17 protein-coding genes are annotated in these 15,563 nt (G+C 69.6%); 11 read left to right on the top strand and 6 right to left on the bottom strand.

Annotated features, from left to right (window positions below; translation table 11 throughout):
* Window positions 1-6: 6 nt before the first annotated feature.
* The 6 genes from ACTVZO_RS07720 to ACTVZO_RS07695 all read right to left on the bottom strand — a co-directional run bounded on the left by ACTVZO_RS07720 (window position 7) and on the right by ACTVZO_RS07695 (window position 5,670).
* A complete protein-coding gene (locus ACTVZO_RS07720) occupies window positions 7-453 on the bottom strand; it encodes a DUF6238 family protein (RefSeq protein WP_443297672.1) in 447 nt (148 codons plus the stop codon).
* 42 nt (window positions 454-495) lie between these two features.
* A complete protein-coding gene (locus ACTVZO_RS07715; protein ID WP_443297671.1) occupies window positions 496-1,959 on the bottom strand; it encodes an SCO6880 family protein in 1,464 nt (487 codons plus the stop codon).
* Window positions 1,960-2,049: 90 nt separating this feature from the next.
* Window positions 2,050-3,381, bottom strand: a complete 1,332-nt coding sequence (locus ACTVZO_RS07710; RefSeq protein WP_443297670.1) for an SCO6881 family protein — start codon at window positions 3,379-3,381, stop codon at window positions 2,050-2,052.
* A gap of 32 nt (window positions 3,382-3,413) precedes the next feature.
* Window positions 3,414-4,100: a hypothetical protein gene (locus ACTVZO_RS07705; RefSeq protein WP_443297669.1), complete on the bottom strand. Its 687-nt coding sequence runs from the start codon at window positions 4,098-4,100 to the stop codon at window positions 3,414-3,416.
* Window positions 4,100-4,414, bottom strand: a complete 315-nt coding sequence (locus tag ACTVZO_RS07700; RefSeq protein ID WP_266449619.1) for a DUF6112 family protein — start codon at window positions 4,412-4,414, stop codon at window positions 4,100-4,102. The genes ACTVZO_RS07705 and ACTVZO_RS07700 overlap by 1 nt, the downstream gene beginning before the upstream one ends.
* A 116-nt stretch (window positions 4,415-4,530) precedes the next feature.
* Window positions 4,531-5,670 (bottom strand): C40 family peptidase, encoded by a 1,140-nt coding sequence (locus ACTVZO_RS07695; protein ID WP_443297668.1) that lies wholly within the window; start codon window positions 5,668-5,670, stop codon window positions 4,531-4,533.
* A gap of 535 nt (window positions 5,671-6,205) precedes the next feature.
* Between ACTVZO_RS07695 and ACTVZO_RS07690 the strand changes: the two genes are divergently transcribed.
* The 11 genes from ACTVZO_RS07690 (at window position 6,206) to ACTVZO_RS07640 (ending at window position 15,478) form a co-directional block, all read left to right on the top strand.
* Window positions 6,206-6,961: a DNA-methyltransferase gene (locus tag ACTVZO_RS07690; protein ID WP_443297667.1), complete on the top strand. Its 756-nt coding sequence runs from the start codon at window positions 6,206-6,208 to the stop codon at window positions 6,959-6,961.
* Window positions 6,962-7,240: 279 nt separating this feature from the next.
* A complete protein-coding gene (locus tag ACTVZO_RS07685) occupies window positions 7,241-7,780 on the top strand; it encodes a DUF4913 domain-containing protein (RefSeq protein WP_443303077.1) in 540 nt (179 codons plus the stop codon).
* Window positions 7,777-8,256 (top strand): type II toxin-antitoxin system RelE family toxin, encoded by a 480-nt coding sequence (locus ACTVZO_RS07680; protein WP_443297666.1) that lies wholly within the window; start codon window positions 7,777-7,779, stop codon window positions 8,254-8,256. Before ACTVZO_RS07685 ends, ACTVZO_RS07680 begins: the two co-directional genes overlap by 4 nt.
* Entirely contained in the window at window positions 8,253-8,879 is a 627-nt protein-coding gene (locus ACTVZO_RS07675) for a DUF3631 domain-containing protein (RefSeq protein WP_443297665.1), read from the top strand. The genes ACTVZO_RS07680 and ACTVZO_RS07675 overlap by 4 nt, the downstream gene beginning before the upstream one ends.
* A complete protein-coding gene (locus ACTVZO_RS07670) occupies window positions 8,864-9,439 on the top strand; it encodes a GNAT family N-acetyltransferase (protein ID WP_443297664.1) in 576 nt (191 codons plus the stop codon). Before ACTVZO_RS07675 ends, ACTVZO_RS07670 begins: the two co-directional genes overlap by 16 nt.
* Complete coding sequence (locus ACTVZO_RS07665) at window positions 9,387-10,079, top strand: hypothetical protein (RefSeq protein WP_443297663.1); 693 nt, start codon at window positions 9,387-9,389, stop codon at window positions 10,077-10,079. The genes ACTVZO_RS07670 and ACTVZO_RS07665 overlap by 53 nt, the downstream gene beginning before the upstream one ends.
* Before the next feature lie 35 nt (window positions 10,080-10,114).
* Window positions 10,115-10,762, top strand: coding sequence for a hypothetical protein (locus ACTVZO_RS07660; protein ID WP_443297662.1), 648 nt, complete (start codon window positions 10,115-10,117; stop codon window positions 10,760-10,762).
* 36 nt (window positions 10,763-10,798) lie between these two features.
* Complete coding sequence (locus ACTVZO_RS07655) at window positions 10,799-11,983, top strand: tyrosine-type recombinase/integrase (protein WP_443297661.1); 1,185 nt, start codon at window positions 10,799-10,801, stop codon at window positions 11,981-11,983.
* Window positions 11,984-11,985: 2 nt separating this feature from the next.
* Window positions 11,986-14,445 (top strand): tyrosine-type recombinase/integrase, encoded by a 2,460-nt coding sequence (locus ACTVZO_RS07650; protein ID WP_443297660.1) that lies wholly within the window; start codon window positions 11,986-11,988, stop codon window positions 14,443-14,445.
* A complete protein-coding gene (locus tag ACTVZO_RS07645; RefSeq protein WP_443297659.1) occupies window positions 14,442-14,978 on the top strand; it encodes a DUF6262 family protein in 537 nt (178 codons plus the stop codon). Before ACTVZO_RS07650 ends, ACTVZO_RS07645 begins: the two co-directional genes overlap by 4 nt.
* 194 nt (window positions 14,979-15,172) lie before the next feature.
* Window positions 15,173-15,478 (top strand): hypothetical protein, encoded by a 306-nt coding sequence (locus ACTVZO_RS07640; protein ID WP_443297658.1) that lies wholly within the window; start codon window positions 15,173-15,175, stop codon window positions 15,476-15,478.
* The last annotated feature ends 85 nt before the right edge of the window (window positions 15,479-15,563 follow it).

The following is a 15,563-nucleotide window of genomic DNA, read 5'->3' as shown; positions in this document are numbered from 1 at the left end:
CTGCCTTCAGGCGGTGCGTGCCGGGCGGGGGCCGTGGTCGGCGGGGGTGGTCTTGCGGCGGATGGCGTGTCCGGAGGCGAGCTGGCGCTGGCAGATGGTGAGGACCTGCGGGCCCTCGGGCAGCCGATCGGGGCGACAGTCCGAGTCCAAGCCGGTGGACTCTGCTGCGGGGAGGGTGTGGAAGGCGTCGTGGACGCTGGTCGCGGCCTGCCACAGCCGCAGGTGGGCGGCGGCGAGGTGGCGTCCCGCTGCCGGATGCCGGGGCCGGGTGGTGTCCGCGAGCCGGTCCATCAGGAGGTGGAGACCGGTCAGGTGGCTGTGTAGGACGTCAAGGTGGGCGCGATCGGCGGGGGTGCTGGTGCGGGCTGCCTGGCGGGCGTGGTGGCGGACTCCGGCGGTCGCTGCCCGGAGGTACGGGTGGGCGTCGCCGGGCGGGGTGTGGGCGTTGGTCAAGTGGTGGGTCCTTGCTGCCGCGGCGGTGCGGCGGGTGGTCGGCTACAGGGCGGTGCGGGCCAGGGGGAGCGCTGCGAGGGTGAGTGCTTCGGGCTGCTGGTAGATCAGGCGGCGTAGATCGACCTGGGCGCTGACGGCGGCCGTTTCGATCTGCGCGCACGCGGCATCCAGCGCGGAGTCGGTCTCGGCGGAGACGGTCAGGAGGCCGGTGAGGGCGACGTCGGCGTGCCCGGCGATCAGCTGGCGCTCGCGTTCCTTGACGTCCCCGTACTCGACGGAGTCGGCCTCGGAGTCGACCTGTCCGCGACGCTGGCGCTCGGCGGCGTCGGCGATGATCGTGGCCTTGGTGCGCTGCACGTCGCGCAGCGCGGACTCGAGCCCCTGGGGTACGTATATAAGGGAGAAGGAGCGGCGCACGCCGGCGGTGAACATCAGCCCGTGCAGGAATCCGGCGCCGGTTTCGGTGCGTGGCCAGTTCTCGACCCAGTAGGTGGCATGGCGGGCCGTGTCGGTGATGACGCGGTCGTACTCCTCGACCTGGACGACCGGGCCCGCGGCGGCCGGGTCGGCTTCGGCCCTGCCGTGCTCGGACCACTGCTGCAGCCCGGCCAGGGCCTTGGGGTCGTAGGCGGTGCGGACGACCGCTGCGATCTCGCGGGCGGTCAGCCAGCCGGTGACCATCAGACCGACGCCGCGTGCTGCTTGGGCGACGGAGGCGGTGGTCTGCCCGAGCACGGTGAAGGCGCCGGGCAGTCCGCCGCTGGCCTGGGAGATGAGCCGCTTGGCGGCCTTCATGTCCAGGGAGATCGCCAGGTAGCTCTCGTGCGGGGCGGCGGCGGGGCCGGCGGAGGAGACGAGTTCGGAGTACACCTGCCCGGCGACCGGGGTCTGGGGGTGGCCGTGGGTGGTCCAGTGACGGGTCAGGGTGTCGCCGGAGTCGGGGACGGTGCGCTCCAGGACCTGCACGGTGGCGATGTGCCCTGAGCGGGCGATGCCGGCCAGGGCCCGGCCCCACGAGGTGACGTTGCTGTTCTGGGTGGCGGGGTCGAGGAGCGCGAAGGCCCGGCTGGAGACGCGGGCGATGGCGGTCAGGGTCTGGGCGTGGGGGTCGTGGACGGCGGCGGCCTGCGATCCGGAGGGGGTGACCACGCGCAGTGAGGCGGCGGTGCCGGGCAGGTGGAGCATGCCGTCGGTGCGGGGCCGGGATACCGCGCGGGCCAGCCAGAGGGTCTGGCCGGTGCGCCGGCGGTGTGCGTAGCGCAGGACGATCGGCGTCCAGTCGATCAGGGATCGGCCACCCCGGCGGATGGCGACGAGGGCTGCGACCGCGGCCCACAGGGGGGTCAGGGCGAGGGCGCCGACCAGACCGGTGGACACCACGGTGGCCAGGAGCAGGGCGAGGGCCGTGGAGGTGAGGACGAGCTGGGGCAGTGACAGGCCGAGCAGGATGCCGCGCCGAGACCTGTGGGGGAATTTGATCGTGAGGGGGAGGGCAAGGTCAGACAAGGCAGAAGCCGCCTTCGGGGGCTCGGGGTTGGGACCCGGGCGGGACACGGCATCGAGTGCGGCGTGTCCCGCCCGGGTGGCGGGGACGGGTCAGGAGCCGGTGGGTGAGGGCCCGCTTGCGAAGGGGCTGTTCGCGGTGGCCGGGCCCTGCGCGGGTGCGCCCTGCTGGGTGCTGCGGGGAACGGGACCCGTACCGCCCGATCCGGAGGGACCGGACGGGGAGGAGCCGGTGCTTCCGCCGAGCTGGCCGCTGGTGTCCTGGCTCGCGCTGGTCGGCAGAGGCTGGACCGCCTTGGACAGTGCGTCGGTCAGCGCACCCCCGCCGGAGGACGGCATTGGAGCACTGTTCTGCTCGCCCCCGGAGCCGCCGGTGGGGTTGGCTGCGATGTCACCGGGGAAGCCAGCCGGGCCCTGCGGCGCTGCGCCGGCTCCGGCCGCGGCGCCGGCTCCGCCTGTGGCGGCCATCGCGGCGGCCTTACGGGCTGCCTGCTCGGTGTGCTGCTTGGCCATCTGTGCACCGGTGCCACCGGCCCGGTGGATCGACTCGCCGTCGGTGCCCTCCGCCGCCCAGTGGACGAACTTGAACGTGGCGTACGGGCAGAGCAGGACCATCATCATGATCACGACTCCGGCGAGGCAGTCGGCGAGCGCGCCCAGTCCGTCCTTGGCCTGGGTCTGGCCGAGGGCGGAGATGCCCAGGAGGAACACGATCGTCATCAGCAGCTTCGAGACGACCAGGGTGGCGGTGGCTTCGATCCAGCCCCGGCGCCAGCGCCGTGCGGCTTCCCAGCCGCCGCCGGCTCCGGCGAAGACGGCCAAGGTCACCAGGACGAGGATGCCGACCTTGCGGACCATCATCACGCACCAGTAGAGGATGGCCCCGATGCCGGCCCCGAGGCCGACGATGCCGGGGATCATCCAGCCCAGCGGCACCATCGAGGCGACGGAGCTGGCCTTGACCATGCGGCGCACTGCCTCCTCGATCGAGGTGCCCGCTGCCGCGAACAAGCCGTCGGACAAGGCGTCGACGACTTCGATGGCGACGGTGGTGCCGGCGATGGCGGCGAAGCAGAAGATCACGCCGCCGGCGGTGCCGGTGAAGGCCTGGGTCAGGGCCTGGCCGTCGCGCCGGATCGCGGCCCGGATGAGCTGGGCGCAGAAGGTGGCGACCAGGATGGTCAGGCCGATCGGCAGCAGCAGCTCGTAGTTGTCGACGAACCAGCCGGCCCGCAGGTCGACCTTGGTGGTGGCGTTGACGGCCTCGGCTGCGAGGTCGGCGGATGCTGCGGCGAACTCGCCGCAGCTCTTGGCGATCCAGTTGCCGATGCCCTCGGTGATGGCCTTGCCCGGGTCGGATACGAAGTCGATGGCGTCGGCGGCCGAGCACAGCTTGCTGGCGATGGGTATGGAACAGAAGTCCACTGGAGGGGTACCTCCTTGTCTTCAGTGGCGTGTTACGGGGCGACGCTCGGGGCGAGGGAGACCAGGGCGCAGTCGGAGCTGGGGCGGCACTGGACGGCGAGGGTGACGGCACGGTCTTCGGCGCCGCCCCCGCCGCCCTTCCAGGCGATGGTCTGCTTGCCGGTGACGGTGACCGCGTAGATGTACGCCTCGGTGATCGCGGAGGGGTTCTCGGCGAGGGCCTGCTTGAACGCCGAGGGGAAGTGGGCTTCCCCCACGGCGGCGGTGGCGTACTGGGCGTTGTCGGCCATCCGCGACCACAGCACCGGGTCTGGGACTTGCCCGGAGATCGCCGTCCAGTCGGTGTACTTCGTCTTGCTGGTCATCCACGCGTTCATGCCGGCGAGGTGCTGGTCACGGCTGGTGGTGCGGGTGTCGTACGACCAGAGCATCACCGCCGCCGCCCTGGCGTAGGCGAGAGGGTCGGTGAGCTTCGGCGGCGCCGGGACCGACCCCGTGCCGACGGCAGGCTTCGGGGTCGTTCCGGTGGGCGAGCTCGGCGCGGGGGCTGCGTAGGCTACGCCGCCGGTCTTGCTCTGACCGCCGCGGGAGGTGAACCAGGCAGTTAGTCCAGCGGCTCCGAGGAGCGCTGTGATGACCACGGCGGCGACGAGGATCCGTCGCCCGGTCGTCCAGTGCGTGGTGGCCCGGTGCAAGGGGGAGAGGGAACGTTTCGGCACTACTTGACCTGCGTCCCGAGCGCCGAGAAGAACGCGACGATGCCGTTGGCGGCGCCCAGGCCCAAGGCGGCCCCCGCGGCTACGACGGCGCCCTTCTTGCCGTTGGCCTCGGCCTGGTGGCCGCCGCTGTGGTGGCCCCAGGCCCACACGCCGAGGGAGACGGCGAGCGCGCCGACGACGGCGATGATGCCGAACATGTTGATCGAGTTGACGACCTTCTTCAGGACGTCGAGCCCGGGAAGGCCGCCATCCGTTGGAGTGATTCCGGGGTCGTAGGCGAGATAGAGGACGCGGTCTGCGAGTGAAATGGGTATGGCGAAGCTCCTTGCGGGCGCAGGCCGGAGAGGCCCTGCGGCTGTGCGGGGAAGGGAGAGGGGCGCTCGGGGCGCGAAGAGGGGCCCGGCGCGTGCCCGCGTCTGCGGGCGGCGGCCTAGCTGTTGAGCGCGGGGATGCGGCGGACAGCGAGGATCTGCCAGTCGCCGACCTTCTCGATCCGCACCGGCTTCGTTGTGCGCGGTGCGTTGATCACCAGGCCGGCGCCGATGTACATGCCGACGTGCTCGGGGACGGCGGCGGTGCCGCGGGAAAAGAGCAGGTCGCCGGGGATCAGGGCGTTCGCCGGTACGGCGTCGCCCTCCTTGACCTGGGTGTACGTGGTGCGGGTGAGCTGGATGCCGGCCTTGGCGTAGGCCTGCTGCATGAGGCTGGAGCAGTCGCAGCGGCCCATGGGGTCGGGGCCGTGGGGTGCGGTGCAGGTGCCGCCCCACTGGTAGAGGGTGCCGAGCTGGTGCATCGCCCAGTCGATCGCGGTACGGGCCTTCGGTGAGGCGTCGGCGGGGATCTTGTATCCGGCGGGGACGGTTCCTTCGGGGATGGAGCCCCAGTCGGCTCCGTCCTCGCCCGGCTTGCAGCCGCCGGCGCCGCCCGGTGTGGTACCGGATTCCTGGCCGGGCTGGCCCGCACCGCCGTTCGGCAGGGTCTTGACGATGGCCTGCTGCAGGGCCCGGGCCAGCGGCTCCCACTGCGCGTACGCGTCCGGGAAGCCGGAGCGCTGCACGGCTTGGGCGGCCTGGGTGATGGTCATCTGCTGCCACCCCTTGACCTCCAGCAGTCCCTTGTAGAACTTCGTGGAGGCGTAGACGGGGTCGCGGATCTGCTCGGGGGTGCCCCAGCCCTGGCTGGGCCGCTGCTGGAACAGGCCCAGCGAGTCCCGGTCGCCGGAGTTGAGGTTGCGCAGCCGCGATTCCTGGATGGCGGTGGCGAGTGCGACGACCTGTCCGCGCTCGGGGACCTTCAGGGCGATGCCGGTGGCGACGATGGTCTTGGCGTGGGGGATCTGTTCGGCGGGCAGTTCCAGGCCCTCGACGCGGATCGAGCTGTCGCCGCCCTGGCCACCGAGGATCGCCGCAACCTGCTTGGCGACCGCGGAAGCGTCGACGCTGCTGCCGCCGGGAGCGCAGGCGGAGCTTCTGGAGGCTGCGCCGCTTCCGGCCGCCGCCATGGCGGCGGTGGTGGCGAGGACGAGGGGGGAGAGGCAGAGGACGCCGATGGCGGCGGCTACGGCCTTCAACCCGGGGTGCCTCCGCCCTCGCCGGTCAGGGCCGGCGGACGGGTTTCAGGCAGGGGAGGGCGCAGAAATGGCATAGCGGTGTCCTTGAAGTGTGTGAAGCCCCGGCCGCGCGGTGCCGTGGAGATGTGAGAAGGGCGCGGCAGGCCGGGTGATGGGTGAGCTGTGCCTCGGTACGTCGCTGCGAGTTGCCGCTCGCTGCGACGTACGGGCGGATCAGGGGTACCGGGACAAGGGGGTGCCTCTGTGTGGGCATGACGGGGGAGTACGGCCATCGGCACTGTGTGCGCCGGGCAGTTCCAAAACAGTAAGTGCGGATCCCCGGTTGACCAAGAAAAAGATGATCAAGGCTCTATTTCAAGGGTTCTCGCGGCGACCGTGGTCAACCGGGGATCGTGCCCTACAGTTTTGGAACTCCCCTCGCACGACCGCCTTATGGCCCTGTGGCACATCTATGTCCACATCCAGGCAGGCGTTGTTATTGCGGCATGCCGGAGCCCGCCCTCACCTTTCCCGAACCGATAATTGGGGTACCTCTTTGCCTTTCTCCCTGCACCAGGGCGACGCCCTCAGCGTCCTGTCCACCCTCCCGGACAACTGCGTCGACTCCGTTATCACCGACCCGCCGTACAACTCGGGCGGGCGGACGGCGAAGGAGCGCACGAGCCGGACGGCCCGGCAGAAGTACACCTCCGCGGACGCTGGCCATGCCCTGCCGGACTTCACCGGCGAGAACATGGACCAGCGCAGCTACGGCTTCTGGCTGACGCAGATCATGACCGAAGCCCAGCGGGCAACCCGCCCCGGCGGCACGGCGCTGCTGTTCACGGACTGGCGTCAGCTGCCCATCACCACCGACGCGATCCAGGCCGCCGGCTGGGTATGGCGCGGGGTGCTGGCCTGGCACAAGCCGGCCGCCCGCCCGCAGAAGGGCCGGTTTACCCAGAACTGCGAGTTCATCGTCTGGGGGTCCAACGGGGACATGGACGGCTCCCGTAACGAGGTCTACCTCCCGGGCCTGTACTCCGGCTCGCAGCCGACGGGCCGAAAGCGGCAGCACATCACGCAGAAGCCGGTCGAGGTGATGCGCGAGCTCGTCAAGATCAGCCCGCCGGGCGGTACCGTCCTGGACTTCTGCGCCGGATCCGGCTCCACCGGTGTCGCAGCCCTGCTGGAGGGCCGGGACTTCATCGGCGTCGAGAAGACCAAGCACTACGCCGAGATCGCCTCCGACCGGCTGACCGAAGCCCTCCAGCAGACCTATTCCCAGGACGACTTCGTCTTGTCCGCCTGACCCTCAACCGCTCGCCGCGGGGCCAGGAGACGGGTATCTCGCTCTTCTGTCCCCGCTGTGCGCGGGGCTTTGTAACACGCGATCCCCGGTCAGCCAAACCGGGGAATGTGTGGATGGTTGAACTCCAGCCCCTCTTTCGAATTCCGACGTGCCGCATGCGGCTGCGAGGAGAGACCTTCCGTGCTCGAACCCATAGACGGCCCCGACGGCCAGGCGATGGATCCGATCCGTGTTCCCGAAGCCGACCTGGAGAGCATCGAGGCCAGCGTCCGCAAGCTCCTGGATCAGTCGGCCCACCAGGCGAGGCAGCTCGACAGCCTGGCCGCCGCACCCGATCCGATGCCCTTCGCTGGCTTCTCCATGCCGGGCCTTCCCGGCATGCCCGCCCCCGTGCTGCCACCCGAGCCGAAACCGATCCTCGAGCTGGACGGCGAGGAGCGGGAGAACGAACTCGACTCGCTGACCGACTGGGTGGAGGACTTCCTCATGCCGGTCTACGGCGCGGAGATCACCACATCCGCGCCCTGGTGTGAACAGTGGCAGGAACACCTCGATGTCGTCGCCTGGCTGCACGCCCTGTGGATGGCCTACCAGCAGCACAAAGATCCCGAGGCCGGCCCGTCGGGGATGTTCGTGTGGCACCGGGACTTTCTTACCCACGCGATGGCCGCCGTCCGCGCGGCCGGCGGACCGCTGTCGGCCTGCCAGACCGACCCCGACCGTCCCGCCCACCGCCTGCTGCCAGGCCCCGGCCGATCCACCCGCCCGGCGACCACCGCGGCCGAGGAAACGGAAGACGCCTTCGAGGCGGCCTCGTGAGCGACCAACCCGCGTTCGGTCTGACCTTTGACCCGCGCGCCCTGACCGACCTCCTCCAAGCGCCCAGCGACATCCGCGACCTCGCGCTCGCCAAGCTCCAGGACGTCGTCAATGCCAACCTGTTCGGCGGGAAACTCACCCACGAACTGGACGGGCTCCGCAAGGTCTACGTCGACTCCCGCTCGGCCTGGCGCATCGTCTACGCCACGCGCCGGGCCCCCGAAGGATCCGCGTTCCGCACCGAGATCCACGTGGTCGCGGTCCGGCCCCGGGAACGGAGCGACGTCTATAGGACGGCCGCCGCCCGCCTGGGCATCAAGTCCCGGCCTGTCGACGCCCTCACCCACGCTGCCCGAGGCCGGTCCCCTCAGCTCGGCACCACCCGCACCGTCCCCAAGCCAGGGCCGCCGCCCTACGCGATGCCCGGACTTCCCCAGCCCGCCCTTCCCCTCACTTCGAAAGGCCCCACCCGTTGACGACCTTCCCCAACTTCCTCGACACCGTCACCACCACTGTCCTGGGCACCAAGCCTCTTAAGGAGAACCCCCGTCACCGGGCGCTGCTGGACGCCTTCACCAAGGTCCAGAACCTCGAAGAGCGTCTACTGACCGCGATCACTACCCCGCCGGAGCCCGGCACGGGAGTCTCCGGGCTGATGGAGGCGTGCACCGACCTCCTGATCGAACGCCTCGACGCCGGATACGACCTGTCCATGCTCCTGTCCGCCGATTGCTGCTGCGCGGCCGACGTCGCCGCGGTTGAGCGCTGCAGGCCGTGCGGTCTGGAGCAGGACGAGGAGTGCTGCCAGGAACCGGCGGAACCGACGGCCAACCTGCTCGATGCCTGCAGCAGCGTCTTCGCCGAGCTCGGCCACCCGCACGCCGTGGCCTCCGCCGACCTCGTGGACGCTCTTCGACACCTGCCGGGCACCGCCGGAAACCACTGGCGCTACAGCGACCTCACTCAGGCCCGCCTCGCCGAGCTCCTGGCCCCGCACGGCATGCGGACCCGCGACATCACTCTGCCGGACGGCCGGCGCCGCAAGTCCTACCTGCGCGAAGCCCTCCTCACGGCCATGGGCGTGTGCACCAGCTGCTGAACTCGACCGGAGCCGCCCGTATCCGGACCGCGACCCTCGCGGACTGGCCGCTCATCGAGACATTCCACCGCAACTGCTCAGAGCAGGCCTTGCACCGCCGCTGGGGCAGAACGCGGATCGTCCACCGCGACATCGAGCGACTGCTGCACCACTCCAGCTGCTGGATCGCTCTGCACGGCACCGACGAGGTCGTCGCCCTGGGCTCGGCCGGACCAGTCAGCCGACAACCGGGCGTCTTCGACCTCGGCCTGCAGGTCGCCGACGTCCATCAGCGCCGAGGCATCGGCCTGGCCCTCGCACGGCACGCCGCGGCCCATGCCCGCTCCCGTGGCCCGCACACCCTCTCCGTATACGCCGAGGCGTCGAACCTGCCGATGCTCGGCCTGGTTCGGCGGCTCGGCCACCCCACCGAAATCCGAGAGGGCGCACACCTCGACGTCCGCGTGCCGCTGTGCGGGGCCAGCGCCGATAGTCCGACGACACCAGCCCCCAGCCCCCTTCTAGGAGGTGATCTCTCTGCCGTCCATCACGCCGCCGGCGAAGGCCCTGACCAGCCTTGACCACCGCGTCGAGGCCGCCACCGGCCACAGCATCGACCGCCTGTGGACGTACCAAGACCGAGGGCTGCTCGATGAGCCGCTCAGCCGTCTCGCCGAAGCCCACCGATCCCTCGCCGACGCAGAGCGGGGCGTTACCTTCTACCGGGTCCTGCTCCAGCGCCTTGCCTCAGGCGAACTAGCCGTCGATCAAGACCTGTTCACGCGCATCGACAGGACCGTCGCCCAGCTCAAGGACGCCACCGCCACACGGGACAGCCGCCAGGACCTTGCGGTCGCCGTACTGGAACCGCTGGAAGCCGCCAACCCGGTAGCCGCCGAGGCAGGTGCGGAACTGATCGCCCACGAGTTCGCCGCGCTCCTCGCCATCACCCAGGGCGCCAAGCTCCATCAGCATCTGCAGACCGGCCGCATGTCCGTCGTGACGGCCTCCGGAGTACGGGTCGCCCACCCGGTCTTCCAACGACTGGAGGAGGCCGGACTGGTGGTACGAGACACCTCCCGCCCGCTCCACGCCGGACAGCCCGTCTCACTCACGGACAGCGGGCGTACGACGGTGACCGGCGCCGCCCGTCCTGCGGCCACGGCCGCACCCGCGCCCCGGATGGGCTCCTGGCCCGCGGCACCCACACGGTCCCGCTGACCTACCGGCCCCCTTACAGACACGAAATGAACTGAATGCCGCGAACCGACTACCGGCCTGACTTTCGCCTCGATGGCTTCGAGCCCGTCAACGACGCTGTGGACGAGGCGTTCTGGGATCACATCGACTCGGACCGCGACTCGATGACCACGCTCGCCGCCCACCACAGCCCCGATGGCCGCCACAGCTTTTACGTGATCCACAACGGCGCCGTCACGTGGGGAATCCCCGGCGAACCGCAGCTCATCGCGCTGCTCCTCGAACGCGACATCCCAACCAAGTCGTACAGCTTCGAGCACGCCACGCTGCCACTTCCGGCGATGGCCCAGTCCTGGCTCATCAAGCGCGGCTGTCCCGCCGAGGCCATCGCCTTGCCGCCGGGAATGGGCACCCAGCCCGCCGACACGGCCACCGTGGCCCTACAGCAGCGGCTCATGAGCGACGGAGACCACTACGCCCTGCTCCACAGCTACACCGACGACACCTCGTCCAAGCCGGAAACCACGGTGCTCCTGCGCGCGCTGGACGAGCGGGTGGAGAAGCCGTTCCGAATCCTGCTGGAGCAGGCCGACCTCGACACGTTCACGCACACGCTGCGCGAGGGCAGTTCTGTTGGGGTCCGAGGTGCGTCGCGCACTGTCGTGCTGGACAGGCCACCCGGTCGAGTGAGACAGGATCGGTAGGGGTGTCGCGCACGTCAGGAATGTCGTTCCCGTCGCGTGAGCGTACAAGCACATCCTTCTACGATCTTCCGGTCCTTCCGTGTACTGCTTCCCTCCGGAGTTGCCTACTGGACCGTCCTGGACTTCGAACTGCGCGTCGCCGAAGGGGCGGACGAGTTCCTGCGCCATAAGCGGTTCGGCAAGGACAGCGCGGAGTCCACGACGGAGGCGTACGCCGGTGCCATCGCTCTGTATCTGCGCTGGTGCGGGGAGAGCGGGCGGGGCTGGACCACCGGCGCCCGCCATCTGGGCATGTTCATGGTCTGGCTCAGACACGCGCCGAGGCGCCCGTCGCCGACACCGGTGTTCACCGGAACAGGAGCCAAGCAGGTTCGCGGTCCTCGCCGGGTAAACGCCGTGCTCGCCGCGGTCCGCGAGTTCCTGAAGTACACCGTGGGCACCGGTGCGGCCCCGGCCTGGGTCATCGACCAGCTCTACGAGATCGGCGACAGCCGTGATCTGCCTGCGGAGGTTCGGGGCGAGTACGGCATGCCTCGTGGCTACCTGAAGGTCCGCCACCGCCTGCACGAGCCGGACGACCCGATCGACAGGGCGAGTGACGAGGAGATCGTCGCGCTCGTGCGGGCGTGCCGCTCGGCCCGGGACCGGCTGATCGTGCTGCTGATGGCCCGCGCCGGTATCCGTCGCGGTGAACTCGTCGGTCTGCGCAGGGCTGACCTGCATTTCGTGCTCGATGCCCGGCCGCTTGGATGCCCCGTGCTGGGCAGTCACCTGCACGTCATTCGCCGAGACAACATCAACAGGGCCTGGGCCAAATCCCGTAACTCCCGAGCGGTTCCGGTCGATGCCCTGCTCTTGCAGGCCCACGACCAGTACGTCATCGAACGAGCTGCTGTTCCGGCTGCAGTCGACAGCGACTTTCTGCTGGTGAACCTCTTCCGCGGCCGCATCGGCGCCCCGATGCGGCCCGGCGCGATCAACGAACTCCTGGCCTCGCTCAGCCGCCGGGCCGACCTGCAACGCCGCATCCGCCCGCACCAGGGGCGCCACGGATTCGCGGACAACGTCATGGCCGCCGGCGGCCAACTCGATGAGCTGGCAGAGCTGTTGGGCCACACATCACCCATGTCATCACAGCCCTACCTGCACCCCTCGCACCAGCGGCTGCGGGACGCCGTCGAGCGAGTCCCCAGCCCCCGCCTGCCCCGACACGGAGACTGATCATGGCCCACGCCGCCCAGGCGAGCGCGCTCGCCGCCCCTCCGGACGACGACACGGTCGCCGACCGCCTGCGGGACCAGATGGATACCGGCTTCCTGACGAAGATCGGCTGGATCGAAGAGACGCTGACCTGGCACCCTCCACGCGAGGACCCGCTCGTCGGCTACGAGATCTGCCGCATCACCGGCTGCAAGACCGTGATCGGCCACCGCAGGCGGTGGTGCGTCGCCTGCACCAGGGCATGGAAGGCCAGCGGGCTTGCGGAGGAGGAGTTTCAAGCGGTACGCCGTCGTGACGTCAAGGAGTGGAACGAGACCATCTGCACGGTCGTCCGGTGCGAGCGACCCGCCAAGACCGGGCGGTCAATGATCTGCACCGCTCATATGTGGCACTTCCAGCAAAGCTGCCAGAGCCTGGAAGAGTTCGCCGCCCGCACGGATCTGACCCCCTACCCGCATCCGGGATTCTGCCGGGTGAACCTCTGCGACTGGCGCCGCTACACGACCCAGGGCCAATATCAGGGGCTCTGCCGCCCCCATACCAAGAGGGCGCAGGCCCTTCGGCGCGCAGACTCCGACGCTGACCTGGAACAGTGGATGCGGACCGCGCCCGCCCGGCGCGACGGCCGCCGGGTCGACATGCGCGGCCTGCCGCCGCAGGTCGTCGCGGAGATTCTCTTCGGACTCCAGGAACGCTACAGGGCCGGGAACATCACCGAGCTCGCCCGCATCCAGCTGCTCTGCAACCAGGCCCGCGACCAGCAAGTCACCACTCTTTCGGACTTGGCCCTCCTGCCCGGCAATATCGAGTCGCTGCGGTCCACCATCGCCAGGGCCGCCCGCCGGGCCCTGGCCGATCCCGAAACCGAACGCCACAAGGACATCTGGAACCTCGAAGCCTTCGGACAAGGCAACCGCACCGTCGACTTCACCGGCATCACACAGCCCTGGCTGCGAGAGGTGGTCAAGTACTGGGTCAGCGAGGAGATGCCCCGACGCCGCGGCGACGCGATCGGCTCCGTCATGCAGCACTACGTGCTCAGCCTGACCCGGCTCTCGGAGAGCCTGCGCCTGCACCGCGCCGACGACCACGGCGACATCCCCGCCCGGCTCACCCGCGGTGACGCGGTCTGCTTCCTCAACCGTCTCGCCTACCTGGTCAGCATCGGCAAGATCAGCCAGCGCAGCCGCATCGTGGACTGCCGCAACGTCAAGCGTGTCATCAACGGCCTGCGCAACCGCGGCAGGCGGATGCCCGGCGACATCACCCGCACCCTGCCACCGGAATTCACCTTCCTCGCCGAGGACATCCCCCGCCAGGACAACGGCGACGAACCCGGCCGGGCACTGCCCGAACGCGTGCTTGCCCAGATCTGCCAGGCCCTGCCCGAGCTGGAGCAACGCTCCGGGTCCTCGACCCGTGTCGCCGCCGAGCTCCTGATCGACACCGGCCGGCGCCCCGACGAGATCTGCCGCCTTCCCTGGGACTGCCTCGCCACCGGCGCCGACGGCAAGACCGTGCTCATCTACCACGACTACAAGGCCAACCGACCCGGCCGGCGTCTGCCGATCGCGGACGCCACCGCGAACGTCGTACGCAACCAGCAACGTGCCGTCCAGGCCCGCTTCCCCGACACCCCGCTCAGCGACCTCGCCCTGCTGCCCGCCCTGAAACGCAACCCCGCCGGCAGTCGTCGGCTCTCCGACGTCTCCCTCAGTTCCTCCCACCGGGACTGGGTCGATGCCCTGCCCGCGCTGCTGGCCGACGGCGACATCGAGTTCAATAAGGCGGCGATCGTCCCCTACGCCTACCGCCACAGCTATGCCCAACGGCATGCGGACGCCGGCGTCCCGCCCGACGTCCTGCGCGATCTCATGGGCCACCGAACCATGCGCACAACTCAGACCTACTACCGCATTACCGGCAAGCGGATGCGTCAGGCGGTCGAGCGGGTGGCGGCCCACCAGTTCGACCGCAACGGCCAGCGGACCTGGCAGCAGATCCAGGGCGCCCTGGACGACGAGCACACCCGCCTGCGGATTGGACAGGTCTCCGTCCCCTTCGGCATCTGCATGGAACCCAGCAACATCAAGGCCGGCGGACAAGCCTGCCCTTACCGCTTCCGCTGCCTCGGCTGCGGCCACTTCCGCACCGACGCCTCCTACCTCTCCGAGCTCAAGGACTACCTCCAGACCCTCCTGCGCGACCGCGAACGCGTCCTGGCCACCGGCGAACTCGACGGCTGGGCCCGAACCGAAGCGGCCCCGTCCGAGACCGAGATCAGCAAGCTCCGCCAGCTCATCCACCGAGTCGAGGACTCCCTGGACGAGCTCACCGACGACGAACGTGAACAGATCCAGGACGCCACCACCGCCCTGCGCCGCACCCGCCAGGTCATCGACCTCGGCATGCCCACCATCGGCTCCTTCATCGACCAGACCAGGAACACGCACCGCCCGTGAACAGCGCAAAGCACCTCACCGACGCCCGCCACCAGGACAGCCAACGCCGCCGAACCAAGGTCCTCGCCGCACTCGACCAACTCGCCGCCAGCGGCGCCGACATCAGCGTCTCCGCCGTCTCGCGGGCCGCCGGAGTCCACCGTAGCCTCATCTACCGCCACCCCGACCTGCACGCCGCCGTCACCACCCGCGCAGCCGAACCCCAGATCAACACCACAACCGGCCCCACCGCGAGCAAACAGTCCCTCCTGGCCGACATCGCGAACCTCACCGACCGCGTCCGCCGCCAGGACACCCACATCCGCCACCTCGAACAACGCCTCGCCGAGACCCTCGGTGAACAGGTCTGGCAACGCGCCGGACTCGGCGGACCGCCCGACCACGACGCCCTGCAAAAGCGCATCAGCCACCTGGAACAGCACACCACCGAACTGCAACAACAACTCGCCGACCGCGACGACGACCTCGACGCCGCACGCGCCGCAAACCGTCAGCTCATCGCCAGCCTGAACAACTTGAAGGACAAACCTTGAGTACCTATATCTGATCCGTTCATGACGTGTGGTGCATTTCAGGGTGCCCGGGATGGCTTGTGGAGCGGCCAGCCGGAGGGGAGGGGCGCGTGGCGTCCCGGGAGAGAATCGATTCGCCTCATTCGGGCCTGTTTAGCGTGGTCGCTGCGCATGGTGCGCAGCAATTTGTGTTCCTCAGACCTGAAGGAGAAGCCATGTCCAACCCGATCACCGGTGCCGCCGTAGGCGCCGTCAAGGGCGCTACCGGGCAGCTCAACAACAAGCCCGTCGACATCAAGATCGTTACTGCTGAGGGTGATCACATCGGCCGTGCGACCGAGGTCCGCGCACCCGCAGGCTACGTGGTGACCGGGGGCGGCCACAGCTCGGTGAAGCAGGTCCACCAGTCCCAGCCCAGCGCCGACGGGAAGGGTTGGATCGTGTCGGCCGAGATGAATCACGGACTGGATGGGGGGCCCTCCCCTTACACCGTCTACGCGGTCTGCCTGAAGGTGTCCTGACTCCCTCAGTCACGAGGCCCTGACGTCTATCAGTCCGCCATGCTGACCGCTCGACACCGCGGCGGTTCTCCACCGAGAAGGCCGC

The organism is Streptomyces sp. IBSNAI002 (assembly GCF_052244475.1).
In the GTDB taxonomy this organism is placed as follows: Bacteria; Actinomycetota; Actinomycetes; order Streptomycetales; family Streptomycetaceae; genus Streptomyces.
This window is presented reverse-complemented; position numbering and strand designations above follow the sequence as displayed.